The sequence below is a fragment of the Tabrizicola fusiformis genome (assembly GCF_013328815.1).
Classification (GTDB): Bacteria; Pseudomonadota; Alphaproteobacteria; order Rhodobacterales; family Rhodobacteraceae; genus Fuscibacter.
This window is the reverse complement of record NZ_JABUHN010000005.1, coordinates 110,331-135,561: the sequence shown is the minus strand read 5'-3', so window position 1 is coordinate 135,561 and position 25,231 is coordinate 110,331. Positions and strand designations below refer to the sequence as shown.

At 65.3% G+C, this 25,231-nt stretch carries 22 protein-coding genes; 18 read left to right on the top strand and 4 right to left on the bottom strand.

Annotated elements, in window-relative coordinates; genetic code table 11:
• Positions 1–41 precede the first annotated feature (41 nt).
• Genes HS053_RS09595 through HS053_RS09585 form a run of 3 tightly spaced genes read left to right on the top strand, consistent with a single transcriptional unit; the run spans position 42 to position 1,629 of the window.
• Positions 42–242, top strand: a complete 201-nt coding sequence (locus HS053_RS09595) for a SlyX family protein (protein ID WP_174211020.1) — start codon at positions 42–44, stop codon at positions 240–242.
• A complete protein-coding gene (locus HS053_RS09590; protein ID WP_174211019.1) occupies positions 239–583 on the top strand; it encodes a hypothetical protein in 345 nt (114 codons plus the stop codon). Before HS053_RS09595 ends, HS053_RS09590 begins: the two co-directional genes overlap by 4 nt.
• Positions 577–1,629 (top strand): AbrB family transcriptional regulator, encoded by a 1,053-nt coding sequence (locus tag HS053_RS09585; protein WP_174211018.1) that lies wholly within the window; start codon positions 577–579, stop codon positions 1,627–1,629. The genes HS053_RS09590 and HS053_RS09585 overlap by 7 nt, the downstream gene beginning before the upstream one ends.
• Positions 1,630–1,748: 119 nt before the next feature.
• Here the strand turns inward: HS053_RS09585 and HS053_RS09580 are convergent, their stop codons facing one another.
• The 3 genes from HS053_RS09580 to dnaE all read right to left on the bottom strand — a co-directional run bounded on the left by HS053_RS09580 (position 1,749) and on the right by dnaE (position 5,854).
• Positions 1,749–1,937 (bottom strand): hypothetical protein, encoded by a 189-nt coding sequence (locus HS053_RS09580; RefSeq protein WP_174211017.1) that lies wholly within the window; start codon positions 1,935–1,937, stop codon positions 1,749–1,751.
• A 53-nt stretch (positions 1,938–1,990) separates the two neighbouring features.
• Entirely contained in the window at positions 1,991–2,359 is a 369-nt protein-coding gene (locus HS053_RS09575) for a hypothetical protein (protein ID WP_174211016.1), read from the bottom strand.
• A 63-nt stretch (positions 2,360–2,422) separates the two neighbouring features.
• Positions 2,423–5,854, bottom strand: a complete 3,432-nt coding sequence (gene dnaE, locus HS053_RS09570) for a DNA polymerase III subunit alpha (protein WP_174211015.1) — start codon at positions 5,852–5,854, stop codon at positions 2,423–2,425.
• A gap of 229 nt (positions 5,855–6,083) precedes the next feature.
• On the opposite strand from dnaE, the gene xdhA reads away from it, so the two are divergent.
• The 13 genes from xdhA to HS053_RS09505 all read left to right on the top strand — a co-directional run bounded on the left by xdhA (position 6,084) and on the right by HS053_RS09505 (position 20,684).
• Entirely contained in the window at positions 6,084–7,517 is a 1,434-nt protein-coding gene (xdhA, locus tag HS053_RS09565) for a xanthine dehydrogenase small subunit (RefSeq protein WP_174211014.1), read from the top strand.
• Positions 7,514–9,901: a xanthine dehydrogenase molybdopterin binding subunit gene (gene xdhB / locus HS053_RS09560; protein ID WP_174211013.1), complete on the top strand. Its 2,388-nt coding sequence runs from the start codon at positions 7,514–7,516 to the stop codon at positions 9,899–9,901. The genes xdhA and xdhB overlap by 4 nt, the downstream gene beginning before the upstream one ends.
• A complete protein-coding gene (gene xdhC, locus HS053_RS09555) occupies positions 9,885–10,841 on the top strand; it encodes a xanthine dehydrogenase accessory protein XdhC (RefSeq protein WP_174211012.1) in 957 nt (318 codons plus the stop codon). The genes xdhB and xdhC overlap by 17 nt, the downstream gene beginning before the upstream one ends.
• Positions 10,838–12,364, top strand: coding sequence for an ABC transporter ATP-binding protein (locus HS053_RS09550; protein ID WP_174211011.1), 1,527 nt, complete (start codon positions 10,838–10,840; stop codon positions 12,362–12,364). The genes xdhC and HS053_RS09550 overlap by 4 nt, the downstream gene beginning before the upstream one ends.
• Before the next feature lie 24 nt (positions 12,365–12,388).
• A complete protein-coding gene (locus tag HS053_RS09545) occupies positions 12,389–13,483 on the top strand; it encodes an ABC transporter permease (RefSeq protein ID WP_174211010.1) in 1,095 nt (364 codons plus the stop codon).
• Positions 13,483–14,415, top strand: coding sequence for an ABC transporter permease (locus HS053_RS09540; protein ID WP_174211009.1), 933 nt, complete (start codon positions 13,483–13,485; stop codon positions 14,413–14,415). Before HS053_RS09545 ends, HS053_RS09540 begins: the two co-directional genes overlap by 1 nt.
• A gap of 54 nt (positions 14,416–14,469) precedes the next feature.
• Positions 14,470–15,558 carry a BMP family ABC transporter substrate-binding protein gene (locus HS053_RS09535; protein WP_174211008.1) on the top strand — a complete coding sequence of 363 codons (1,089 nt, stop codon included), beginning with the start codon at positions 14,470–14,472 and terminating at the stop codon, positions 15,556–15,558.
• A gap of 146 nt (positions 15,559–15,704) precedes the next feature.
• Complete coding sequence (locus HS053_RS09530) at positions 15,705–16,991, top strand: NAD(P)/FAD-dependent oxidoreductase (protein ID WP_174211007.1); 1,287 nt, start codon at positions 15,705–15,707, stop codon at positions 16,989–16,991.
• 127 nt (positions 16,992–17,118) lie between these two features.
• On the top strand, positions 17,119–18,192 hold the full coding sequence (locus tag HS053_RS09525) for an NAD(P)/FAD-dependent oxidoreductase (RefSeq protein ID WP_174211006.1): 1,074 nt from the start codon (positions 17,119–17,121) through the stop codon (positions 18,190–18,192).
• Positions 18,189–18,824: a DUF938 domain-containing protein gene (locus HS053_RS09520; RefSeq protein WP_174211005.1), complete on the top strand. Its 636-nt coding sequence runs from the start codon at positions 18,189–18,191 to the stop codon at positions 18,822–18,824. Before HS053_RS09525 ends, HS053_RS09520 begins: the two co-directional genes overlap by 4 nt.
• 84 nt (positions 18,825–18,908) lie before the next feature.
• Positions 18,909–19,256: a carboxymuconolactone decarboxylase family protein gene (locus tag HS053_RS09515; RefSeq protein ID WP_174211004.1), complete on the top strand. Its 348-nt coding sequence runs from the start codon at positions 18,909–18,911 to the stop codon at positions 19,254–19,256.
• A gap of 63 nt (positions 19,257–19,319) precedes the next feature.
• Positions 19,320–19,802, top strand: coding sequence for an EF-hand domain-containing protein (locus HS053_RS09510; protein ID WP_174211003.1), 483 nt, complete (start codon positions 19,320–19,322; stop codon positions 19,800–19,802).
• A 96-nt stretch (positions 19,803–19,898) separates the two neighbouring features.
• Complete coding sequence (locus HS053_RS09505) at positions 19,899–20,684, top strand: glycoside hydrolase family 25 protein (RefSeq protein WP_174211002.1); 786 nt, start codon at positions 19,899–19,901, stop codon at positions 20,682–20,684.
• A gap of 53 nt (positions 20,685–20,737) precedes the next feature.
• On the opposite strand, the gene HS053_RS09500 is transcribed toward HS053_RS09505, so the two are convergent.
• Positions 20,738–23,233, bottom strand: a complete 2,496-nt coding sequence (locus tag HS053_RS09500; RefSeq protein WP_174211001.1) for a GcvT family protein — start codon at positions 23,231–23,233, stop codon at positions 20,738–20,740.
• Between the two features lie 136 nt (positions 23,234–23,369).
• Between HS053_RS09500 and HS053_RS09495 the strand changes: the two genes are divergently transcribed.
• The gene (locus HS053_RS09495) at positions 23,370–23,801 is read left to right on the top strand and encodes a DUF2946 family protein (protein ID WP_174211000.1); all 432 of its coding nucleotides are present in this window, start codon (positions 23,370–23,372) and stop codon (positions 23,799–23,801) included.
• A gap of 40 nt (positions 23,802–23,841) precedes the next feature.
• Positions 23,842–25,230 carry a PepSY-associated TM helix domain-containing protein gene (locus tag HS053_RS09490; protein ID WP_174210999.1) on the top strand — a complete coding sequence of 463 codons (1,389 nt, stop codon included), beginning with the start codon at positions 23,842–23,844 and terminating at the stop codon, positions 25,228–25,230.
• Position 25,231 lies beyond the last annotated feature (1 nt).

Here is a 25,231-nt window from a genome sequence, read left to right as displayed (position 1 = left end):
TTAGGACGGGGGCAGGCCCCCTTTCTAAAGGACCGCCCGCGATGGACCGGATCGACGCCCTTGAAGAACGCCTCAGCCACCTGATCCGCGCCAATGACGACCTGTCAGAAATGGTCGCCCGGCAGGGCCGCGAGATTGACCTGCTGACCCGCCGCGTGGCCATGCTGATGCAGCGCGAAGCCGAGCGCGAGGCGAGCGAGGGTGAGGCCCCTGCTGCCAATGTCAGGCCGCCGCATTGGTGATCCTGCGTGCCATACTGCTGCTGGCCGGGGCGCTTTGCGCGCTGGGGCTGGCTTGGCTGGCGGTCGGGATTTTTGCCTTCGGACGCGGCTATGACCAGCCGGTGGCAAGCCTGCTGCCCGGCTCCGCCGCGATACTGGCGGGCGCGTTGGCAATGGGCTGGGTGGTGTGGCGGCTTTGGCGTGGCGGCGGACGGGGGCCGCGCCGGGTTGCCGCGGGTCTAGCCGCTTTGGGGGCGGGGCTGGCGCTATGGGCCGGATGGGCCGACCCGGGGGACGCTGCGGGCACGGTGCCGCTGCTTTTGGGTGTGTCGGCGGTCTTTGCCGGGCTGGCGCTATGCTGATCCGGGGTGTTGATCCGTTGGCGCTGGCGCTGACGCTGGCCATTGCGGCGGCGGGTGGGGCGGTGGCGTGGGCGCTGCATCTGCCGCTGGGGTTTCTGCTGGGCGCGCTGGTGATGACGGCAGTGCTGGCGGTGTCGGGGGCGCGGCCCTTTGGCAAGCCGGTGACCCTGCCGCCCCGGCTGCGTTTTTCTTTCGTGCCGGTGATCGGTGTGTCGATCGGCGGCGCCTTCACGCCCGAGGTGGCGCAGGCGGCACTGGGCTGGGGGCCGACGCTGGCGGCACTTTGCGTTTTCGTGCCGCTGGCGCATCTGGCGGGTTACGCCCTGTTCCGCTGGGGCGGCCTGCCGAAGACCGAGGCGTTTTTCGGCTCGGTGCCGGGCGGCTTGCTGGAAAGCATCCAGTTGGGCGAAGAGGCGGGGGCAGATGTGCGGCTGCTGACCGTGCTGCATTTCCTGCGGCTGATCGGCACCATCGTGGCCATCCCGATGCTGTTCTGGGGGCTGACCGGCCATGCTGTCGGCTCTGCCTCGGGTGCCACGCTGTCGCGGGTGGCGCTGACGCCGGGCGAGGCGGTGATCCTGATTGCGGCCGGGTTGGCCGGGGTGGGCATCGGCCGTGCGCTGCGCTTTCCGGCGTGGATCATGACGGGGCCGCTGGCGGCCTCGGCGGCGCTGCATGGCTTAGGGTTTGTCGAGGGGGGAACGCCAGGTTGGCTCGTGGCGGCAACGCAGGTGGTCTTGGGCTGCGGTCTGGGCGCGCGCTTTGCCGGGATCGACCATGCCATGCTGATCCGCGCCGGGCGTCTGGCCGCGCTCAACGGCGTGGTGGCGCTGGGTCTGGCCCTTGGCTTTGCCACCGCCCTGCATTGGGCGGTGGGAGAGCCGGTGGCAGCGGTCTTTCTGGCCTTCGCGCCGGGCGGGCTGGCCGAAATGGGGCTGATCGCCCTCAGCCTGAAGATGAGCGTGATCTTCGTCACCTTGCATCACGTCGCCCGGATCATCCTGTCGGTGACCGTGGCGCGGATCGGGGCGCGCTGGCTGGCCTGAAATTTGATGGCCCTGAGCGCGCGTCCCGCCGCTTTAATGCCCCATCAGGGCAATCAGATCCCCACCAAGGATCGCCCCGGCCAGGAGCAGCCCGATGGCCAGTTTCACAGCGGGGCTTTTCATGGCGCCCCTCCCAGCAGGCTGGGCAACAGGGCGCCACCGAGGAGGATCAACCCTCCGCCGCCCACAAAGATGAACCAGTTGAGCAGAAGCTGGCCGCGCGACATGTCATGCGTCGGGCGCGGGGCGGTGCTGCGTTTGCGGACGGGCACGCCTTCGGCGCCCCGGATCAGATCAGGATTGGACATGGGTTTTCCTTGCGATATCAGAGGAATGCCGCAAGGCAAAGGCCCGCGGCAGATCAGACTGAGCGGTCAGAAAACGCGGGCGGTGCGCGGGCACCCTGCCCCGGCGCACGGCGCTGCGGCGCGTTGGACAGAGGGGGAAGGCTGACAAGACGGCTGAACGCCCAAGGCCGCATCGGCCCCGCTGCCGCTTCGGCCGGGGTCAGGGGCGGCAGGGCCTCGGGCTCTGCCTTGGGGGCTTTGACGGCGGCGAGCCGGGTCGGCGCGGCGGCAGCGGCACTCTGCACCAGAACCGCCGCCTGTTCAGCCTCGCCCAGCCGCAGCGCGGGCGGCGGCAGAATAAGCAGCGCCAGCGCCACGAGCATGGCCAGACACACCCCGCCAAAGCGGGACAGGGCAGGCAAATGGCAACGGAGCGCGGACATCACGGCGCAATCTAGCCACAGCAGCAGCGCCAGACAACCACCCCAGCGTCACAAGGCGGTGCGCTACATCTCCTCGACCAGCACCACGCCCTGCATTGCCTTGATCGCGCCCTTGATCTGCGGTGTTACCGGATAGGGCTGCGGCAAGGTCACGTCGATTTCGCGTCCCTGATCGTCGGGCAGGCAGAGGGTGATCTGCGCCCGGTTGCGCCCTTCGACCTTGGCAAACAGACCGGCCAGCGAGGGGATGGCTTCGGCCCGGTTCAGGTGGATGCGCAAGGCGCTTGCCCCGGCCTCTGCCGCGACCTGATCAATCGGCTGCACCGCATTGGCCAGCATCTTCACATTCTCGCCGTCGGGATCGACCTTGACCGTCAGCACCACATTCTTGCCCGGCTCCAGATGGTCGCGCGCTGCCTCCAGCACGTCCGAAAACACCGTCACCTCATAAAGCCCGGTCGGGTCCGACAGCGACACAAAGGCAAAACGGTTGCCCTTGGCCGATTTCCGCTCCTGCTTGACCGAGACGGAACCAGCGATCTTGGCAATCAGCGGGCCGCGTTCGGACAGGCGGATGATCTCGGCCAGGGTTTTCACATCCTTGCGTTTCAGTGGCCCCATATAATCGTCCAGCGGATGGCCCGACAGATAGAAGCCCACCGCCTGATGTTCCTGCGCCAGCCGCTCAACCGGCAGCCAGTCGTCGCGGTAGGGAAGCCTGGGCTCCGGCAGATCGGCCCCCGCCTCACCGAACAGGCTGACCTGGCTTGAGGTTTTCGCCTCATGGATCGCCGCCGAATAGGCCACCAGCGCATCCAGCGCCTCGAACACCCGGGCGCGGTTGGGGTCAAGCTGATCAAAGGCCCCGGCGCGCGCCAGCATTTCCAAGGGGCGCTTGCCCACCCGTTTCAGGTCCACCCGCCGGGCAAAATCGAAAAGCGTGGCAAAGGGTTTTTGCCCCCGCGCCGACACGATCAGACCCATCGCATCGACACCGACATTCTTCAGCGCGCCCAGCGCATAAACCACCTGCCCATCGCGCACCGTAAAGGTGGCAAGGCTGGCGTTAACGCAAGGCGCAACCGTGGTGATGCCCAGCTTGTCCACCTCGCGCTTGTAGACGGCAAGCTTGTCGGTCAGGTGGATATCGCAGTTCATCACCGCAGCCATGAACTCTACCGGGTAATTCGCTTTCAGATAGCCGGTCTGATAGCTGACCACGGCATAGGCGGCGGCGTGCGACTTGTTGAAGCCGTAGTTGGCGAACTTCTCCAGCAGGTCAAAGACTTCACCCGACTTTTTCGCGTCGATACCGTGGGTTGCCTTGCAGCCTTCGATGAATTTCGGCCGTTCCTTGGCCATTTCCTCGGCAATCTTCTTGCCCATCGCGCGGCGCAAGAGGTCGGCGCCGCCAAGGCTATAGCCCGCCATGACCTGCGCAATCTGCATCACCTGTTCCTGATAGACGATGATGCCTTGGGTTTCCTTCAGGATATGGTCGATGGTCGGGTGGATCGACTCAAGGTCGCGCAGCCCGTTCTTCACCTCGCAATAGGTCGGGATGTTCTCCATCGGGCCGGGGCGGTAGAGGGCCACCAGCGCCACGATATCCTCGATGCAGGTGGGCTTCATCCGCCGCAGCGCATCCATCATGCCCGAGCTTTCCACCTGAAACACCGCAACGGTTTTCGCCGCCGCGTAAAGCTCATAGGTCGGCTTGTCGTCCAAGGGGATCAGGCTGATATCCAGCGTCACGCCCCGCAGCTTCAGAAGGTCCAGCGCGTTCTGGATCACCGTCAGGGTTTTCAGACCCAGAAAGTCGAACTTCACCAGCCCCGCCGCCTCGACCCATTTCATGTTGAACTGAGTCGCCGGCATGTCCGAGCGGGGATCCTGATAGAGCGGCACCAGCTCGTCCAGCGGCCGGTCGCCGATCACCACACCGGCGGCGTGGGTGCTGGCGTTGCGGTAAAGCCCCTCAATCTGTTCGGCATAGGTCAGAAGGCGGCCCACCACCTCTTCCTTGGCCGCTTCGCGCAGGCGGGGTTCGTCGGCCAGCGCCTTGGTGATCGACACCGGCTTGACCCCTTCGACCGGGATCATCTTGGAGAGCCGGTCCACCTGCCCATAGGACATCTGCAACACCCGGCCCACGTCGCGCACCGCCGCCTTGGACAGCAGCGCGCCGAAGGTGATGATCTGCGCCACCTTCTCGCGGCCATATTTGCCCTGCACATAGCGGATCACTTCTTCGCGGCGGTCCATGCAGAAGTCGATGTCGAAGTCGGGCATCGAGACCCGTTCGGGGTTCAGGAACCGCTCGAACAGCAAGGCATAGCGCAAAGGGTCAAGATCGGTGATCAAAAGGACATAGGCCACAAGGCTGCCCGCGCCCGACCCCCGGCCCGGACCGACCGGAATATCGTGATCCTTGGCCCATTTGATGAAATCGGACACGATCAGGAAATAGCCGGGAAACCCCATCTTTTCGATGATGCCCAGTTCGAACCGCAGGCGTTCCTCATAAACCGCGCGCTCGGCGGCAAGGGGAATAACGGCCAGCCGCTTTTCAAGGCCTTCCCACGCCTGTCGGCGCAACTCCTCCACCTCATCCTCGGCAAAGACCGGCAGGATCGGCTTGCGCTTGTAGGCCATGAAGGCACAGCGGCGGGCAATTTCGACGGTGTTTTCAATCGCCTCGGGCAGATCGGCGAACAGTGCCACCATCTCGGCTTCGGATTTCAGGTAGTGCTGCGGCGTCAGGCGGCGCCGCGGCTCCTGCTGATCGACATAGGCGCCTTCGGCAATGCAGATCAGCGCGTCATGCGCCTCATACATGTCCGGCTTGGGGAAATAGACGTCATTGGTGGCGACGATCGGCAAGCCCAGCTCATAGGCCAGGTCCAGATGGCCGCGTTCGGAATTGGCTTCGGGTTCAGACAGCTTGCCGCCCTCACCGGGGTGGCGCTGCAACTCGACATAAAGCCGGTCGGGATAGATCGCCGCCAGCCGTTCCACCAGCGCACGGGCCTTGGCCGCCTGCCCCGCCGCCAGCAGCCGCCCCAAAGGCCCGTCCGGCCCGCCCGAAAGACAGATCAGCCCGGCGGAATGGGCCGCCAGTTCCTCAACCGTGACCTGCGGCAACTGCCCGCCCTTGTCGATGTAAAGGCAGGAGTTCAGCTTCATCAGGTTCATGTAACCCGCTTCGGACTGTGCGAGCAGGACCAGCGGCGCCGGAAGCCGCGGCTTTTCGCCCGGCTGGGCCGGGTCATAGGCCAGCGTGATCTGGCACCCGATGATCGGTTGCAGCCCGGCATCCTTGGCATGGCTGGAAAATTCCAGCGCGCAGAACATGTTGTTGCTGTCGGTGACCGCAACGGCGGGCATCTCGGCGGCAGCGCACAGCTTGACCAGCTTCTTGACCGGGATCGCACCCTCCAACAGGGAATGCTCGGTATGGGTGCGCAGATGGATGAAACGGGGCGGATTCGGCATGGTCCCAGCCTAGCCAAGCGGCAGCCCGGACGAAAGGGCGCATGATTGTTCGGCATCGCGCGAAACTGCTTCCCGCTTTTCCCGAAAGGTAATGCTTGCCAGAATCCGATGCGGCAGGCTTGATCGGATAAAGACCCGGCAAAAGCCGGGCAGGCCGCGCGCCCGCTTTACGCCGCATCGGGCGGGCACGCAAAAGGCCGGGAACGGGGAGACCGCGGCAGGAAAAGGCATGACCGAGGTCGCGTTTCTTCTGAACGGAACGCCGGTGCGCATCGCGGGGGAACCTGCGACGCGCACGCTTCTCGACTGGCTGCGCGAAAGCCGCGGGCTGACCGGCACCAAGGAAGGCTGCAACGAGGGCGATTGCGGGGCCTGCACCGCCATGGTCACCGATGAGGCGGGCGCGCGGGCGCTGAACGCCTGCATCCTGTTTCTGCCGCAACTTCACGGCAAGGCTGTCCGCACGGTCGAAGGGCTGGCTGCCCCCGATGGCACGCCGCATCCGGTGCAGGCAGCCATGGTCGCCCATCACGGCAGCCAATGCGGCTTTTGCACACCCGGTTTCGTGGTCTCGATGGCCGTCGGCCATCTGAACGGGCGGCGCGACCATGACGATGTGCTGGCGGGCAACCTCTGCCGCTGCACCGGCTATGCCCCGATCATCCGCGCGGCCGAGGCCGCCGAAAGCGCGCCGGTGCCCGAAGCCCTGAAAGCCGACCGCAATTTCATCTTGGCCCAATTACCCCAGGGCGCGCCGATTGGTGCGCCATCGGTTCAAGCACCGATCGGCGCGGGGGGCAGCGCCCCCGGCGCTTTCCGCCCCACCACCGCCGACGAACTGGCGGCATGGTATCAGGCCAACCCCGATGCCACGCTGATTGCCGGGGCCACCGATGTCGGCCTCTGGGTGACCAAGCAGTTGCGCGACCTTGCCCCGGTCGCCTTCCTGAACGGCATTGCCGAGATGCAGGTAATCACCCGTCAGGGTGACAGCCTGCGCATCGGCGCTGGCGTCACGGTCGAGGCGCTGCGGCAGGCGATTGCACCGCTGCACCCCTCTTTCGCGGCCATGCTGCGCCGCTATGCCAGCCTGCAAATCCGCAATGCCGCCACCATCGGCGGCAATATCGCCAATGGTTCGCCCATCGGCGACGGGCCGCCGCCGCTGATCGCCCTAGGGGCAACGTTGCATCTGCGGCAGGGCGACAGCCGCCGCGAGATGCCGATGGAGGCATTCTTCCTCGACTACCGCAAGCAGGACCGCCGCCCGGGCGAGTTTGTCGAGGCGCTGACGATCCCCGCCACCGCCCCGGCGCTGCGGGTCTACAAGCTGTCCAAACGCTTCGATCAGGATATCTCAGCCGTCTGCGGCGCCTTCAACGTGACGGTTGAGGGCGGCCTTGTGACCGGCGCCCGCATCGCCTTTGGCGGTATGGCGGGCATTCCCAAACGTGCGGCAGCCACCGAGGCGGCGCTGCTGGGCCAAAGCTGGAGCGCGGCCACAATCGAAGCGGCAGCGGCGGCGATGGCAGGCGACTTTTCCCCCCTCAGCGACATGCGCGCCTCTGCCGGCTACCGGATGCAGACGGCGCAGAACATGCTGCGCCGCTATCTGCATGATCTGGCAGGCGAAACTGTCAGCGTTCTGGAGGTGGAGGCATGAGCGCCGGCCTTCCCCTGCCCCATGACTCGGCGCCGTTGCAGGTCAGCGGCGCCGCCCGTTACACCGACGATATCCCGCTGCCGGCGGGCGCGCTGCATCTGGCCTTTGGCACTTCGCCCGTCGCCCATGGCGATATCCGGGGGCTGGACCTGTCGGCGGTGCGCGCGGCGCCGGGTGTGGTCGCCGTGCTGTCGGCCGAAGATTTCGCCGAGATGCCCGATTGCTCCCCCTCGATCCATGACGAGCCGCTGCTGGCGGTGGGCCGGGTGCATTACCTTGGCCAGCCGGTGTTTCTGGTGGCCGCCGAAAGCCATCTGGCCGCCCGCAAGGCCGCCCGGCTGGCGAAATTCGACATCGCCCCCCTGCCTGCACTCCTGACAGTGGACGACGCCCTTGCGGCGAACAGCCGCTTTGAACAGGGGCCGGTGATCTGGACCAAGGGCGATGCCGCCGCGGCGATTGCCGCAGCCCCCCATCTGGTCGAAGGCACGTTCGAGGTCGGCGGGCAGGAGCATTTCTATCTGGAAGGTCAGGTCGCCGCCGCCCTGCCGCTGGAAGACGGGGTGCATGTCTATTCCTCCACCCAGCACCCCAGCGAGATTCAGCACAAGGTCGCCCATGCGCTGCACCTGCCGATGAGCGCGGTGCGCGTCGAGGTGCGGCGGATGGGCGGCGGCTTTGGCGGCAAGGAAAGTCAGGGCAATGCGCTGGCCATCGCCTGTGCGGTGGTGGCCAGCCGCACGGGCCGCGCCGCCAAGATGCGCTATGACCGCGACGACGACATGATGATCACCGGCAAGCGGCATGACCTGCGCATCCGCTACCGGGTGGGCCATGATGCCACCGGCAAGATTCTGGGGGTGGAGTTCACCCACCTTTTCCGCTGCGGCTGGAGCCAGGATCTGTCGCTGCCGGTGGCCGACCGGGCCATGCTGCATGCCGACAACTGCTATCACCTGCCCGATATCCGTATCGAAAGCCACCGGCTCAAGACCAATACCCAAAGCGCCACCGCCTATCGCGGTTTCGGCGGCCCGCAGGGCATGGTCGGGATCGAGCGGGTGCTGGACCATGTGGCCTTTGCCGTGGGCCGCGACCCGCTTGAGGTGCGCCGGGCCAACTTCTACCGCGCCGCCGGACCGACCGGCCCGGGCACCGGGCACCGCTTTGGCGGGGCGCATTCGCCGGTCAATTCGGCACCGCAAACCACGCCCTACCATATGGAGGTCGAGGACTTCATCGGCCATGAACTGGTCGCCGAGTTGGAGAAATCCAGCAATTATCAGGCCCGTCGGGCCGAGATCGCGGCGTGGAATACTAAAAACCCGATCCTGAAGCGCGGCATCGCCCTGACCCCGGTGAAGTTCGGGATTTCCTTCACGCTCACCTGGCTCAATCAGGCGGGCGCCTTGGTGCATGTCTATCAGGATGGCTCGATCATCGTGAACCATGGCGGGACCGAGATGGGACAGGGCCTGTTCCAGAAGGTCGCCCAAGTCGCGGCGGGGGTGTTCGGGGTCGATACCGGCGCGGTCAAGATCACCGCCACCGATACCGCGAAAGTGCCCAATACCAGCGCCACCGCCGCCTCTTCCGGGTCGGACCTGAACGGCATGGCGGTCAGGACGGCCTGCGAGACGCTGCGCGGGCGGCTGGCGGATTTCATCGCCGACAAGCATGGCGTGCCCGCCGCCTCGGTGCGGTTCGAGGGCGGGCTGGTGCATGTGGCGGGTGAGGCGCATGACTTTGCCCGCGTTGCTGCCTGGGCCTATCAGGCGCGGGTGTCGCTGTCCTCCACCGGCTTTTATGCCACCCCCAAGATCACCTGGGACCGGGTCAAGGGCCGGGGGCGTCCGTTCTTCTACTTCGCCTATGGCGCGGCGGTGACCGAGGTGGTGATTGACCGGCTGACCGGCGAGAACCGCATCCTGCGCACCGATATCCTGCATGACACCGGCACCTCGCTGAACCCCGCCATCGACATCGGGCAGATCGAAGGCGCCTATGTGCAGGGCGCGGGCTGGCTGACCACCGAAGAGCTGGTCTGGGACGGCAAGGGGCGGCTGACCACCCACGCCCCCAGCACCTACAAGATTCCGGCCTGCTCGGACCGGCCGCGGGTGTTCAATGTCGCCCTCTGGGACCGCCCCAACCGCGAGGATAGTGTGGGCAAGTCCAAGGCGGTGGGTGAGCCGCCCTTCATGCTGGGCATTTCGGCGCTTTATGCGCTGTCGAACGCGGTGGCGGCCTGTGGCGACGGCTCGCGCTATGTCGCGCTGGACGCCCCGGCCACGGCGGAACGGGTGCTGATGGCCGTGCGGCGTCAGGAGGGGCGCGAAGAATTTTCGGACGAAAATTCTTCGGCGGGTGGCCCCGATGTTTGATCTTGAGGCCCTGCGTGCGGCGATTGCCCTGCACGGCCGCGTGGCCCGCGTGGTGATTGCGGCGCACGAAGGTTCCTCACCGCGCGAGGCGGGGGCAGCGATGCTGGTCTGGGCCGGGGGCCAGAACGGGGGGCAATCGGGCACGATCGGCGGCGGCGCGCTGGAACATCAGGCGGCAACGCGGGCGCGGGCGATGCTGGCCACCGGCGGAACGGTGGTTGAGCGCGTCGCGCTGGGTCCGAACATCGGCCAATGCTGCGGCGGCGCGGTGACGCTGGTGAGCGAGGTTTACGATGCCACCACCCTGCCCGAAGCGAAATCGGGGCTGGTGGCGCGGGCGCTGGACGGCTCACCTCCCCCGCTCGCCGTGGCACGGCTTCTGGACCGGGCACGGGCGCAGGGTGCGCGGCCTGCAACCACGCTGGTTCAGGGCTGGCTGGTCGAGCCTGTGGCACAGCCTGCCCGCGCGCTGTGGATCTGGGGGGCGGGCCATGTCGGGCGGGCGCTGGTTTCGGTGCTGGCGCCCCTGCCCGATCTCGCAATCACCTGGGTTGACGTGGCGCCAGAGCGGTTTCCCGACAGCGTCCCGCCCGGGGTGCGCGCCCTGCCCGCGCCCGATATGGCGGCGGCGGTAGCCCTTGCGCCGCAGGACGCGGAGCATCTGGTTCTGACCTTCAGCCATGCGCTGGACCTTGAGCTGTGCCACCGGCTGCTGGCCCATGGCTTTGCTGCCTGCGGCTTGATCGGTTCGGCCACGAAATGGGCACGGTTTCGCAGCCGGTTGCACGCTTTGGGGCATTCGCCCGAAATTATCGCAACCATCCTTTGCCCGATCGGCAATCCCGCGCTAGGCAAGCATCCGCAGGCCATCGCAATATCGGTCGCCGCCGAAATCCTGGGCCGCAGCCCGGCCCGAACCCTGAAGGAGCGCATCGGATGAGCGAACGGCCTGTTCTTCTGGCGGTCGAAGGTATCACCAAAGCCTATCCGGGCGTGGTGGCCAATGCGGATGTGTCCTTTTCCATCGGCGAGGGCGAGGTTCACGCGCTTCTGGGCGAAAACGGCGCGGGCAAATCGACTCTGGTCAAGATGATCTACGGGCTGGTCAAGCCGGATCAGGGGCGCATGGTCTGGAAGGGTGCGGATTATGCCCCGGCGGCGCCGCGTGCGGCCCGGGCAACCGGCGTGGCGATGGTGTTTCAGCATTTCAGCCTGTTCGAGGCGCTGAACGTGGCCGAAAACGTCGCCCTCGGCATGGAAAACCCGCCGCCGATGAAGGAACTGGCCGCCAAGATTCGCGCCGTCAGCGAGGAATATGGCCTGCCGCTGGACCCGTCGCGGATGGTGGGCGACCTTTCTGCCGGGGAGCGTCAGCGGGTCGAGATCATCCGCTGCCTGCTGCAAGACCCCAAGCTTTTGATCATGGACGAGCCGACCTCGGTTCTGACGCCGCAAGAGGTGGAGATTCTGTTCCGCACCCTGCGGCAATTGTCGGCCGAAGGCACCGCGATCCTCTATATCAGCCACAAGCTCGAAGAAATCCGCAGCCTGTGCGATGCGGCCACGATCCTGCGGCGGGGCAAGGTGGTGGGCACCGCCGACCCCAAGACCTCATCCGCGCGCGAACTGGCCGAGGCGATGGTGGGCGCCACCCTGACCCCGCCCGAACGTCATGGGCGGGAAAAGGGGCGCGTCCTCTTGGGCGTATCGGATCTGTCGGTGGCTTCGCCCATTCCGTTCGGCACCTCGCTCAAAGAGGTCAGCTTTACCGTTTCGGCGGGCGAGGTTCTGGGCATCGCCGGGGTGGCCGGCAACGGGCAGGACGAGCTTTTGCTGGCACTCTCGGGTGAGATTGCGGCGCCATCAGACCGGGTGCGGATCGATTCCGCGCCGATGGGCGACAAGGGGCCGGGCGAGCGGCGCCGTGCCGGGCTGGTCGCCGCGCCCGAAGACCGGCTGGGCCATGCGGCAGCCCCGGACATGAGCCTTGTCGAGAATGCCTTTCTGACCGGGGCAATCCGCAAGGGACTGACCAAGAACGGCTTCATCGACTGGGCCGCGACCCGCGACTATGCCGAGCGGGTGATCAAAGCCTATGACGTGCGCACGCCGGGCTCTCATGTGGCGGCGCGGGCGCTGTCGGGGGGCAATCTGCAGAAATTCGTCATCGGGCGGGAATTGAGCCAGGAACCGCTGGTCATCGTGATCAACCAGCCGACCTGGGGCGTCGATGCCGCCGCCGCCGCCGCGATCCGGCAGGCAATTCTGGACCGCGCCGCCGAAGGCGCGGCGGTGGTGGTGATTTCGCAAGATCTCGATGAATTGCTGGAAATCTCGGACCGTTTTGCGGTGCTGAACGGCGGGCGGCTGACGCCCCCGCGCCCGGTGCAGGGGCTGACGGTGGACGAGATCGGGCTGATGATGGGCGGCGCCCACGGGATGGAGGTGGCGCATCATGTCTGATCTGGCAACCATGGGGGCAAGCACATGATCCGGCTTGAGAAACGGCCCAACCCCTCGCGCTTCTGGCTTTATGCCACGCCGGTCGTGGCGGTGGCGTTGACCATGATCGCGGGCGGGCTGATGTTCGCGGCCCTTGGCAAGAACCCGTTCGAGGTGATCCGCACCATCTTCTGGGATCCGCTGTTCGGAGAATTCGCTTGGTATCTGCGGGGACAGTTGCTGGTGAAGGCGGGGCCGCTGGTGCTGATCGCGGTGGGGCTGTCGCTGGGCTTTCGTGCGGGCATCTGGAACATCGGGGCCGAAGGGCAATACATCATGGGCGCCATTTGCGGCGCCGGGGTGGGGCTGGCCTTCTACCCGACGGAAAGCCGGCTGATCTTTCCGCTGATGATCCTTGCCGGAGCTTTCGGCGGCTGGGTCTGGGCGATGATCCCGGCAATCCTGAAGACCCGGTTCAACACCAATGAAATTCTGGTCTCGCTGATGCTGGTCTATGTGGCGCAGACCATCCTTGCCATGGCCTCGACCGGGTTCCTGCGCAACCCCGAGGGGGCGGGCTTTCCCGGCAGCCGCAACTTTTCCAGCTATCCTGCGGCGCAGAACCCCGAACTCATCGCGGGCAGCGGGCTGCATTGGGGCGGGGTGGCGGCGCTGGCGGTGGTGGTGCTGGCCTATGTCCTGCTGCAAAAACACATCCTTGGCTTTCAGATCAAACTGGCAGGACAGGCGCCGCGTGCCGCGCGGTTCCATGGGGTGAACCCGGCGACGCTGGTGGTGCTGTGCATGGGGATTTCCGGCGCGCTGGCGGGGCTGGCGGGCATGTTCGAGGTGACGGGTCCGGCCGGGCAGATCAGCATCGACTTCAACTCGGGCTATGGCTTTACCGCCATCATCGTGGCCTTTCTGGGCCGGCTGAACCCGGTCGGCATTCTGCTGGGGGGCCTTCTGATGGCGCTGACCTATATCGGGGGCGAGATGGCTTCGACCAATCTGGGCCTGCCGTCATCGGCCATTCAGGCCTTTCAGGGGATGCTTCTGTTCTTCCTTCTGGGGGTGGATGTGCTGACCAACTTCCGCATTCGCAGCCTGATCGGGCGCAGCACCACGGGGGCCCGTTAATGGACATCGGCGGTATCAATCTGGTGGTTCTGGTCGCCTCGCTCATGGTGGCGGCGGTGCCGATCCTGCTGGCGGCGCTGGGCGAGCTGGTGGTGGAAAAGGCGGGCGTGCTGAACCTCGGCGTCGAGGGCATGATGATCATGGGCGCCATCTGCGGCTTTATCACCGCAGTGGGCACCGGCAGCCCGCTCCTCGGTTTTCTGGGCGGGGCGCTGGGGGGGATGGTGCTTAGTCTGGTCTTTGCCTTCCTGACGCAGGTTCTTCTGGCCAATCAGGTGGCAACGGGACTGGCGCTGACGCTGTTCGGGCTGGGGCTGTCGTCGCTGATGGGGCAGAACTACAACGGCATCAAGCCGCCGCTGACGGGGGCCGTGCCCTTTGGCCCCTTGCGCGACATTCCGGTGCTGGGCCGGATCGTGTTCAGCCATGACTGGGTGGTTTATTTCTCGGTCGCCATGGTCGTGCTGCTGTGGTGGGTGCTGAAGGCGACGCGGCTGGGCCTGATCATCCGCGCGGTGGGCGAAAGCCATGAGGCGGCCCATGCGCTGGGTTACAAGGTCAACCGCATCCGGCTGGGCGCCATCGCCTTTGGCGGGGCGATGGCCGGGATGGGCGGCGCCTATGTGAGCCTTGTGCGCGTGCCGCAATGGGTGGACGGGATCACCGCGGGGGCGGGCTGGATCGCGCTGGCCATCGTGGTCTTTGCCAGTTGGAAGCCGTGGCGGGCGCTGATCGGCGCCTATCTTTTCGGCGGCATTTCGGTGCTTCAGCTTAATCTGCAGGCAGCCGGAAGCGCCATCCCGGTGGAATACTTGTCGATGTCGCCGTATCTGATAACCATTCTTGTGCTGGTCATCATGTCCTCGGGCCGGGGCCGGGCGGCGCTGAACGCGCCCGCCGCCCTTGGGCAGAACTTCCACGCCGCGCGCTGAGGCGCGGCCAACACCAACCGGGGCAGATCATGCCCCACCAACGGGAGACTACCGATGCTGAGAAGAACCCTTCTGGCCACTGCGGCTCTGGGACTGGGCCTGATGACGACGGGCGGCGCACTGGCGGCGGGCATGGACAAGGTCAAGGCCTGCTTCGTCTATGTCGGCCCGATCGGCGATGGCGGCTGGACCTATCAGCACCATCAGGGTGCGCTGGCCGTGCAGGAAGCCTATGGCGACAAGGTCGAACTGCAATGGCAGGAAAGCGTGCCCGAAGGCGCCGACGCCGAGCGGGTGCTGACCCAGATGGCACTGGGCGGCTGCAACATCATCTTCACCACCTCGTTCGGGTATATGGACCAGACCAATGCGGTCGCCGCCAAATTCCCGGATGTGAAGTTCGAGCATGCCACCGGCTTCAAGCGCGACTCGGCCAATGTCAGCACCTATAACGCGCGCTTCTATGAAGGCCGTGCGGTGCAGGGCACCATCGCGGGGATGATGACCAAATCGAACAAGATCGGTTACATCGGCTCGTTCCCGATCCCCGAGGTGATGAACGGCATCAACGCCTATTACCTTGCCGCCAAGAAGGTGAACCCGAATGTCGAGTTGTCGGTGGTCTGGGCCTTTACCTGGTTCGATCCGGCGAAAGAGGCCGACTCGGCCAAGGCCCTGATTGACCAGGGTGTTGACGTGATCGCGGCGCATACCGATTCGACCGCGCCCCTGGCCGAGGCGGCCAAGACCCCCGGCGTGATCGGCTTTGGTCAGGCATCTGACATGGAAGCCTACAAGCCCAGCCCGCGCGTTTCGTCGATCATCGACAACTGGGCGCCCTACTATGTCAAGCGTGTCGGCGAATTGCTGGACGGCACCTATGCGCAGTCGGACACTTGGGCCGGTATCGCCGATGGCGAAGTGCTGATCGGCGACATCACCGAAGCGGTTCCGGCCGAAGTGAAGGCCGCGGCCGAAAAGGTGCGCGACGACATCGCCGCCGGCACGCTGCATCCGTTCACCGGCCCGATCAACAAGCAGGACGGTTCGCCCTGGCTGGCCGAAGGCGCCACCGCGCCGGACGGCGATCTGTTGGGCATGGGCTTCTACGTCGAAGGCATCACCGCCGAGATTCCGAAGTGACCTGACCACAAGGCATCCGGTCAAAGGCCCGCTTCGGCGGGCCTTTTTCATTGCCCCTGCGGCAGCATGTCGCAGGGGCAATGGGTGATTTCAAATTCACATATACGAATGTATATTCCCCATCGGCATCCGAGGGAGGAACAGTGATGGCACATGTGGTCGTGATGGGGGCAGGTCTGGGTGGGTCGATCATGGCCTATGAATTGCGGGATCAGTTGCGGGCGGAAGACACGATAACCGTGGTCACGAAAGAACCGACCTATCACTTTGTCCCCTCGAACCCGTGGATCGCCGTCGGCTGGCGCGAGCGCGAGGATATCACCGTCGATCTGGCTCCGGTTATGGCGAAGAAGGGCATCGCTTTCAAAGCGGTGGCGGCCGAAAAACTGCACCCGGAGGAGAACCGCATCACGCTGGTCGATGGCAGCACGCTGACCTATGACCATCTGGTCATCGCCACCGGGCCGGAACTGGCCTTTGACGAGATCGAGGGGTTCGGCCCGCATGGCGGTTTTACCCAGTCGGTCTGCCATATCGACCACGCGCTGAAAGCCCGCGAGGTGTTCGAGCAGTTACTGAAGAACCCCGGCCCGGTGATCATCGGCGCGGCACAGGGCGCAAGCTGCTTTGGCCCGGCCTATGAATTCCTCTTCATTCTTGAAACCGCGCTGCGCCGGGCAAAGATCCGCGACAAGGTGCCGATGATCTTCGTCACCCCCGAACCCTATATCGGCCATCTCGGCCTTGACGGTGTGGGCGACACCAAGGGCCTTCTGGAAAGCGAAATGCGCGCCAAGCATATCAAATGGATCACCTCGGCCCGGGTGAAGAAGGTCGAAGACGGCAAGATGACGGTCGAAGAAATGGCCGAGGATGGCAGCCTCAAGGCCACGCGCGAGCTGCCCTTCGCCTTTTCCATGATGCTGCCCGCCTTCCGTGGCATCAAAGCGGTGTCGGGCATCGAGGGGCTGTCGAACCCGCGCGGCTTTACCATCGTGGACAACCACCAGCAGAACCCGAAGTATCCCAACATCTTCGCCGTCGGCGTTTGCGTCGCCATCCCGCCGATGGGGCCGACCCCGGTGCCCTGCGGCGTGCCGAAAACCGGCTTCATGATCGAAAGCATGGTGACGGCCACCGCCCATAACATCGGCAACATCGTGCGCGGCAAGGCGCCCGATCAGGTCGGAAGCTGGAACGCGGTCTGCCTTGCCGATTTCGGCGACGGGGGTGTGGCCTTTGTCGCCCAGCCGCAGATTCCACCGCGCAACGTCAACTGGTCGTCCTCGGGCAAATGGGTGCATCTGGCCAAGATCGGCTTCGAGAAATACTTCATCCGCAAGCTGCGCAAGGGCACTTCGGAACCCTTCTATGAAACGCTGGCGCTCAAGACCCTTGGCATCGACAAACTGAAGGCAACCAAACAGGGCTGACCCATCCGGCGCCTTCGGTTTCCCGTTGTGGGGGGCCGAAGGCGACCGCCCGCGTCGCTGCCGGGGTTTCCATTCGCCGCGCGCCGTGGCAGCTTGACGCCCGGAATGGCACGGGGTTGGACGGCATATGACGGCGGATTTTCTGATCATCGGCGGCGGGATCGCCGGGGTTTCGGCGGCGGCACGGCTGTCGCATCTGGGCAGCGTGGTGCTGCTCGAAGCCGAGCCGCATCTGGCCTATCACGCCTCGGGCCGCTCTGCCGCGCTTTATGAACCGCATTACGGGCTGAAACCCGTGGTGGAACTGTCGCTGGCCTCGGGTGACTACTTTCGCGCAATCCCCGACCTGCTTGCGCCGCGGGGCATGATGATCCTTGGCAAGGCGGATGAGGCCGAGGCCCATGCCGCCGAAAGCCGCCTGATGGCGCTGGATGTGATTTCGGTGGATGAGGCGCGGTCCATCGTGCCGATCCTGAACGATCAGGTCGCCCATGCCGCCATGGCGATGCACGCATGGGACATCGACACCGATCTGCTTATCCAGGGATTTGCGCGTGAAGCCAAGGCCAATGGCGCGCAGATCCTGACCAGCGCCCGTGTCAGCGCGATTGCCCGTGATGGGGCCGGTTGGCGGGTGACTTCGGCGGCGGGGGAGTTTGCCGCCCGCCAGATCGTCAATGCTGCCGGGGCTTGGGTGGATGAGATTGCGGCGCTGGCCGGGGTGGCGCCCAAGGGGTTCACGCCCAACCGCCGTTCCATGGCGCGGATACCCGCACCGGGCGGGCATGACGTTTCGGGCTGGCCCATGCTCTTTGGCGTGGGCGAAACCTGGTATGCCAAGCCGGATGCCGGGGCGCTGATCGTCTCGCCCGCCGAAGAACATCCGATGCCGCCGCAAGATGCATGGGCCGATGACATGGTGCTGGCCGAAGGTCTGGCGCGGTATGAGGAAATGGTGACCGAGCCGGTGACCAAGCTTTTGTCGAACTGGGCCGGCCTGCGCACCTTCTCGCCCGACCGCGTGCTGGTGATCGGGCCGGACCCGCAGGTGCCGTCGTTCTTCTGGCTGGCAGGGCAAGGTGGCTACGGCTTCCAATCCTCGCCCGCGGCCAGCCAGTTGGCCGCGGACCTGATCGGCGGGCGGGCCCCGGCGCTCTCGGCTGATCTGATCGCCGCCCTCTCGCCCGCGCGTTTTGGATGAGCTTGCGGCTGCCCGATACCGGCGCCGAGGTGCTGTCAGACGGGCGGCGCATGGTGCCCTCGGCGGCCCGCAATGCCGCGCCGATCTTGCAAGTCTTGCAGGAAGAAGCGCCCGCCCGCGGTGTTATGCTGGAAATCGCTTCGGGTTCGGGGCTGCATGCCGCGCTGTTTGCGGCGGCGCTGCCCGGATTGGACTGGCAGCCGACCGATGCCGACCCCGGCACCTTCGCCTCGATCCGGGCCTGGGCCGCAACCTCGACCGGCCGGATCGCTGCGCCAAGGCCGCTTGACGCCACATCGCCGGGTTGGGCGGCGGACTGGCCCGGCTGTGCGGCGGTGCTACTGGTCAATCTGCTGCACCTGATCCCGCAGGCCGCTGCGGCCGTTGTGCTGCACGAGATTTCCCGCGCCCTTGCCCCGCAAGGCGTTGCCTTTCTCTACGGCCCTTTCCTGCGCGATGGGCAGGCCACCAGCCCGGGCGATGCCGCTTTCGATGCCAGCCTGCGCGCGCAGGACAGCACCATCGGCTACAAGGATCTGGGCTGGGTGACCGCGCAATTGCAGGCGGCAGGTCTGTCGATGCAGCCGCGCGAGATGCCGGCCAACAATCTGATGTTGGTCTGCCGCAAATAAATTCAAATAACTGAATATATTTGATCTGCGTCAACGCCCCTGCGCCCCGCGCCTGCCATTCCGGCGGCGCAGAAGGAGTGTGCCATGACCAGCTATCAGGAAAAGACCCGGGAAATCCGCAATGAACTGCGCAGCCTGCACAAGCTGAACCCCGAAACCGCCAAGGGTTTTGGCGCATTGTCTGCGGGGGCCATGGCCGATGGTCCGCTGGACAAGAAGCAGCGCGAATATGTCGCCCTTGCCATCGCCGTGACCCAGCGCTGCGAGCCCTGCGTGAACCTGCATGTCGAGGCGCTCATGAAGGCCGGCGCCAGCCGCGCCGAACTGGGCTCGGTTCTGGCGATGTGCGTGCAGATGGGGGGCGGGCCCGCGCTGATGTATGCCGCCCATGCGCTGGCCGCCTGGGACGAATTCACGGCTGCGGCAGGATGACGCGACGGAAGCGGTCGGGGGCTGCGTTTAACTCACATGCAAATTAAAGAATGTGAGGAAACCATGAAAACCACTGTTCCGCTTCTCGCGCTGACCCTGCTGCTGGGAACTGCCGCGTCGGCCCAAACCATGACGCCCGGTGCGCATTTCCTGCAAAACTGGGATCAGGATGGCGACGGGATCGTGACACTGGACGAGGCGATGACCAAACGCAACGACCTGTTCACCGCCTTTGATGCCGACGAGGATGGCAAACTGTCTGCCGAGGAATACAGCGCCTTTGACGAGATGCGCAGCGCCGATCAGGAGATGATGCGCGAAGAGATGGGTGCCGGCATGGGTCAGGGCGGGGGCAAGGGCCACGGTATGGGCATGGGTCACGGCAAGGGAATGCCCGAAGAAGGAGGCATGATGCGCGGCTTCAACGATGCCGATGGCGACGGCATGGTCAGCCGCGAGGAGTTCACCAGCCGCACGGCGGACTGGCTGGCGATCATGGACCGCGACGGTGACGGTCAGGTGACCGCCGCGGACTTTGGCCGCTGAGGGCAGCGGCACCGCCGAACCGCCCCCTTCGGCGGAAAGCCCCCCGGCACGGCGGCGCAGGGCTGACAGGCCCGGCGTCGCCTGCCACCATGGGGCATGATCCGTACGATTCTCCTTCTGTCTCTGGCGCTTACCCTTGCCGCATGTGCCCCTAGGCCGCCTGCGCCAAAAGGCGCCGCACCCGCCTTTCACGTCACCGCGCCGGATTTCGGCGATGCCCACCCGGTGGATTGGGGCGCCGAAAGCCCGCGCAGCCACAGCGTTCACGGCATCGACACCTCGGTCTGGCAGGGCGAGATCGACTGGCCCACCGCCCGCGCCCATGGCGTAAACTTCGCCTTCCTCAAGGCGACCGAGGGCGGCGACCGGGTGGACCCTGCCTTTGCCCGCAACTGGGCCGAAGCGGCGGCGGCGGGCGTCCCGCGCGGCGCCTATCATTTCTTCTACCATTGCCGCCCCGCGATCGAGCAGGCGCGCTGGTTCATCGCCCATGTGCCGCGCCGCTCGGGCGCCCTGCCCCCGGTGCTGGATATGGAATGGAACCCGCATTCCCCCACCTGTTCCGGCAAACGCCCCGTGGCCGAGGTTCATGCCGAGGCGCGGATTTTTCTGAACGCGGTAGAGGCGCATTATGGCCAGCGCCCGATCCTCTACACCACGGTCGATTTCTATGAGGAAAACCGGCTGTGGGAGATGGAGGGCGTCGATTTCTGGCTGCGCTCCACCGCCGCCCACCCGTCAGACCGCTATCCGGGGCAGCATTGGCTGATCTGGCAATATTCCGGCACCGGGCTGGTGCCGGGGATCAAGGGCAAGGTCGATCTGAACGCCTTTGCCGGCGACCGCCGCGCCTTTGCCGCCTGGCTGGCGGCGCAGAATTGAAAAGGCGGCCCCCTGCGGGGCCGCCCTGGATTTTTCGGCGAAAGATCTACCGCTCAACCATCCACGCGGATGCGCGCGTTGGACGGGTCGAACGGGCTGTCTTCCACCACCACGGCGTCCCAAAGCTCGCGGTTCATGCGCACCTTCAGCTTGGTGCCAACTTCCGCCAGATCGGGCCGCACATAGCCCATGCCGATCTGCTTGCCGAAGGCCACCGAATAACCGCCCGAGGTCAGGCGTCCGATCTTGACGCCATCCAGCAGCAGCGCTTCCTTGCCCCACGGATCGGTGTCTGCCGGCCCGTCGATCAGCAGCGTGCAGCATTTCGAGCGTATTCCGGTGGCCAGCATCGCCTCTTTGCCCTGAAAATCCTTCTTCAGATCAACGAAGCGATCCAGCGCAGCCTCCAACGGCGTCGCATCGCGGCCGAGTTCGTTGCCGAACGCCCGATATGACTTCTCTTGCCGCAGCCAGTTCTGCGCCCGCGCGCCGACCAGCTTCAGCCCGTGCTTTTCGCCCGCCTTCAACAGCAAGTCCCAAAGATAGCGCTGCATCTCGATCGGATGGTGCAATTCCCAGCCCAATTCGCCGGTATAGGCCACACGGATCGCATTGACCGGGCACATACCCAGTTCAATCCGCCGCGCCGACAGCCAGGGGAAGCGCTTGTTCGACAGCGCCGTTTCCGGGAATTCGTCCTTGATCACCTCGGCCAGAATCTTGCGGGCATTCGGCCCGGCAAGGGCAAACACACCCCACTGCGTGGTCACATCATGGATTTCGATATAGCCGAACTCCGGCGCCTTATCTTCCGCGCATTTGCGCAGATAATCGGCATCGTAAGCCGTCCAGGCGCCTGCCGAGACAAGGTAGTAATCATTCTCGCCATTGCGGACGATGGTATATTCGGTGCGCGTGGTGCCAGCGGGGGTCAGCGCATAGGTCAGGTTGATCCGGCCCACTTTCGGCAGCGCGTTGCAGGTGAACCAGTCGAGGAACGCGGTCGCACCGGGGCCTTTGACAACGTGTTTGGTGAAGGCGGTGGCGTCGATCAGGCCAGCCGTCTCGCGGATCGCCTTGGCCTCTTCCACCGCATATTGCCACCAGCCGCCGCGGCGGAAACTGCGGGTGTGATGGTCGAAATCTTCCGGTGCGTTCAGCGGGCCGTAGTAGATCGGACGTTCCCAGCCGTTCACTTGGCCAAACTGCGCGCCCAGCGCCTTCTGGCGGTCATAGACCGGGGCGGTGCGCAGCGGGCGGGCGGCTTCACGCTCTTCATCCGGGTGGTGCAGGATGAAGACGTGGTCATAGCACTCCTCGTTCTTGCGCGCGGCATATTCGGTGGTCATCCAGTTGCCGTAACGGCGCGGGTCAAGGCTGGCCATGTCGATCTCGGCTTCGCCGTTCACCATCATCTGCGCCAGATAATAGCCCGTGCCGCCCGCCGCGGTGATCCCGAACGAGAAGCCTTCCGCGATCCACATGTTGCGCAGGCCCGGCACCGGGCCGACCAGCGGGTTGCCATCGGGGGTATAGCAGATCGGGCCGTTGAAATCGTCTTTCAGACCAACTACTTCCGAAGAGGGCAGGCGGTGGATCATCGACATGTATTCCGCCTCGATCCGCTCCAGATCCAGCGGGAACAGGTCGGCGCGGAAGCTGTCGGGCACCGAATATTCGAACCGCGCCGGGGCGCCCTTTTCATACGGCCCAAGGATCCAGCCGCCGCGCTCTTCGCGGACATACCATTTCGCGTCGGCATCACGCAGCACCGGATGTTCCGGGTTGTTCTTGCGGTATTCCACCAGCATCGGATCGGGCTCGGTCACGATGAACTGATGTTCCACCGGAATGGCCGGAATCTTCACCCCCAGCAGACGCGCGGTGCGCTGCGCGTGGTTGCCGGTGGCCGTCACCACATGCTCGGCACGAATCTCGAACTTTTCGTCCGAAGGCACCAGATTGCCGCCCTGCTCGACCATCCGGGTGCAGGACACGATCCACTCGCTGCCGGTCCACTTATAGCCGTCAACCTGCACCTTGCGCTCGATCGTCACGCCACGCTGCCGGGCGCCCTTGGCCATGGCTTGGGTCACGTCGGCCGGATTGATGTAACCATCCTGCGGGTGATAAAGCGCGCCGACCAGATCATCGGTGCGCAGAAGCGGCCAACGGTCCTTCATCTCTTTCGGCGTCAGAAACTCATGGTAAACCCCGGCGGTTTCGGCCACCGAGGAATAGAGCATGTATTCATCCATGCGCTCTTGCCGCTGCGCCATCCGCAGGTTGCCGACCACCGCAAAACCGGCGTTCAGGCCGGTTTCAGCCTCCAGCGATTTGTAGAAATCGACCGAGTATTTGTGGATATGGGTGGTTGCAAAGCTCATGTTGAACAGGGGCAGCAGACCCGCCGCGTGCCAGGTCGAGCCGGAAGTCAGCTCATCCCGCTCGACCAGCATGGTCTCCCAACCCGCCTTGGCCAGATGATAGGCAATGCCGTTGCCAACGGCACCGCCGCCGACGACCAGAGCTTTGACGTGGGTTTTCATGGGGGACGACTCCGCAAGGGGCAAATTTGCCATCATACATGCCCGATGCCAGCGGAAACGGGCAAGGCTGGCCGACATCTGACGGCGAAAAACGACATGGCTGTCCGAAAGCGGCATCGGCGGCGATCACGGGGACTTGACCGGCAGCGGTGCCCGGGCGCAGAACGGCGCCATGACCCAAGGGCCAACCCTTTGCCGCCTGCGCGCGGCCATGTGGCGGCTGCCGGTGCTTCTGGCGCTGGTGGTTCTGGCAGTGTTGCCGCCGGGGGTCATGCCGCGCCAGAACGATGACGGCGGGCTGGTCATGGTGATCTGCGCGGGCCAGGGCACGGTGCAGATGGTGCTGGACCCTGAAACCGGCGAGATGCGGCCCAAGGCCCCCGATGCCGAACGCGCCGCCTGCGGCTGGGCCATGGCGCAGGCTGTGCCCGATCTGGTGCAGCCCTTCACCCTCTCGGCCCCCACCCAGCTGGCCCGCGCGGTGACACCTGCCACCGCCTCGGTGGTCTGGTGGCCCGCGCATGACCCGCGCGGGCTTTATGCCCGCGGTCCGCCGTCCCTGACCTGATTTCCGAACCCTTTTTCGAAATCAATCAAGGAGTCTTTCGATGGCAAGCATCGAGACCAATGCCCCCGCGCGTGGGCAAAAGCTGTATTTCGCCGCATGGCGCTGGCATTTCTATGCCGGATTCTATGTGGTTCCCTTCCTTCTCATGCTGGCGGTGACCGGGCTGATCATGCTGTGGATCAGCGTTCTGGCGGGCCTCGGGGATGAGAAGATGACCGTCCCCCCCCAAGGCAGCCCCCTGCCCGTCAGCGCGCTGCAGGCGGCAGCGGAACAGGCGGTTCCGGGGGGCTGGGCGACGCAATATGTTGCCCCGCTCGGCCCCGACCATGTTGCGGTCTTCGCCATTACCACCGATGCCGGCAAGGCGGGGGTCACCCTGAACCCCTACACCGGCGAAGTGCTGCACAGCTTCCCATGGCGGGATGGCTGGTATGATTTCGCCAACACGATCCACGGCACGCTGATGCTGGGCGATACCGGCGACCGGCTGATCGAGATTGCGGCGAGCCTTGCGCTCTTGCTGGTGGTGACGGGGGTTTACCTGCATTGGCCGCGGAGTGGCGGAACGCTGAAATCCACGCTGGTTCCCGATCTGGCCAAGCGCGGCCGCGCCTTGTGGAAATCGCTGCATGGCGTTCTGGGTTTCTGGATGTCGCTGGTGATGGTGGCCTTCCTCGTGTCCGGGCTGAGTTGGACCGGCATCTGGGGCGACAAGATGATTCAGGGCTGGAACTCTTTCCCAGCCGAGAAGTGGAACAACGTTCCCTTGTCGGACAAGACCCATGCCAGCATGAACCACAATGGCTCCAAAGAGGTGCCATGGAACCTTGAAAAGGTGCCGATGCCGGAATCCGGTTCGCTGGCCGGGGCGACGGCCATTCAGGGGCCGGTGACCATCGACAGCGTGGCGGCCTTTGCCGACGGGCTGGGCTTTGACCGCCGCTATCAGGTGAACCTGCCGGACGGGGCCGAAGGCGTCTGGACCATCAGCCATGACAGCATGTCGAATGACGGGCCGAACCCGGCTGCGGACCGCACGCTGCATATCGACCAGTATACCGGCAATGTTCTGGCCGATGTGCAATATTCCGACTATTCGCCCTATGCGAAATTCATGGCCTGGGGCATCGCCTTTCATGAAGGCGACATGGGGCTTTGGAACATCGCGCTGAACACGCTGTTCTGCCTGTCGATGATCTTCCTGCCGGTCTCGGGCGTGGTGCTGTGGTGGAAGCGCCGCCCGGCAGGCGCGCCGCGTCTGGCAGCGCCGCCTGCGCCAGCCGATCTGCCGCAGCTCAAGGGCGTGGTGCTGATCGCCGGGCTTATGTCGCTGGCCTTCCCCGTGCTGGGGCTGACGATTCTGGCGGTGCTGGCGCTGGATGTGCTGATCCTGTCGAACATCCCGCCGCTGAAACGGCTGGTGTCGTGAA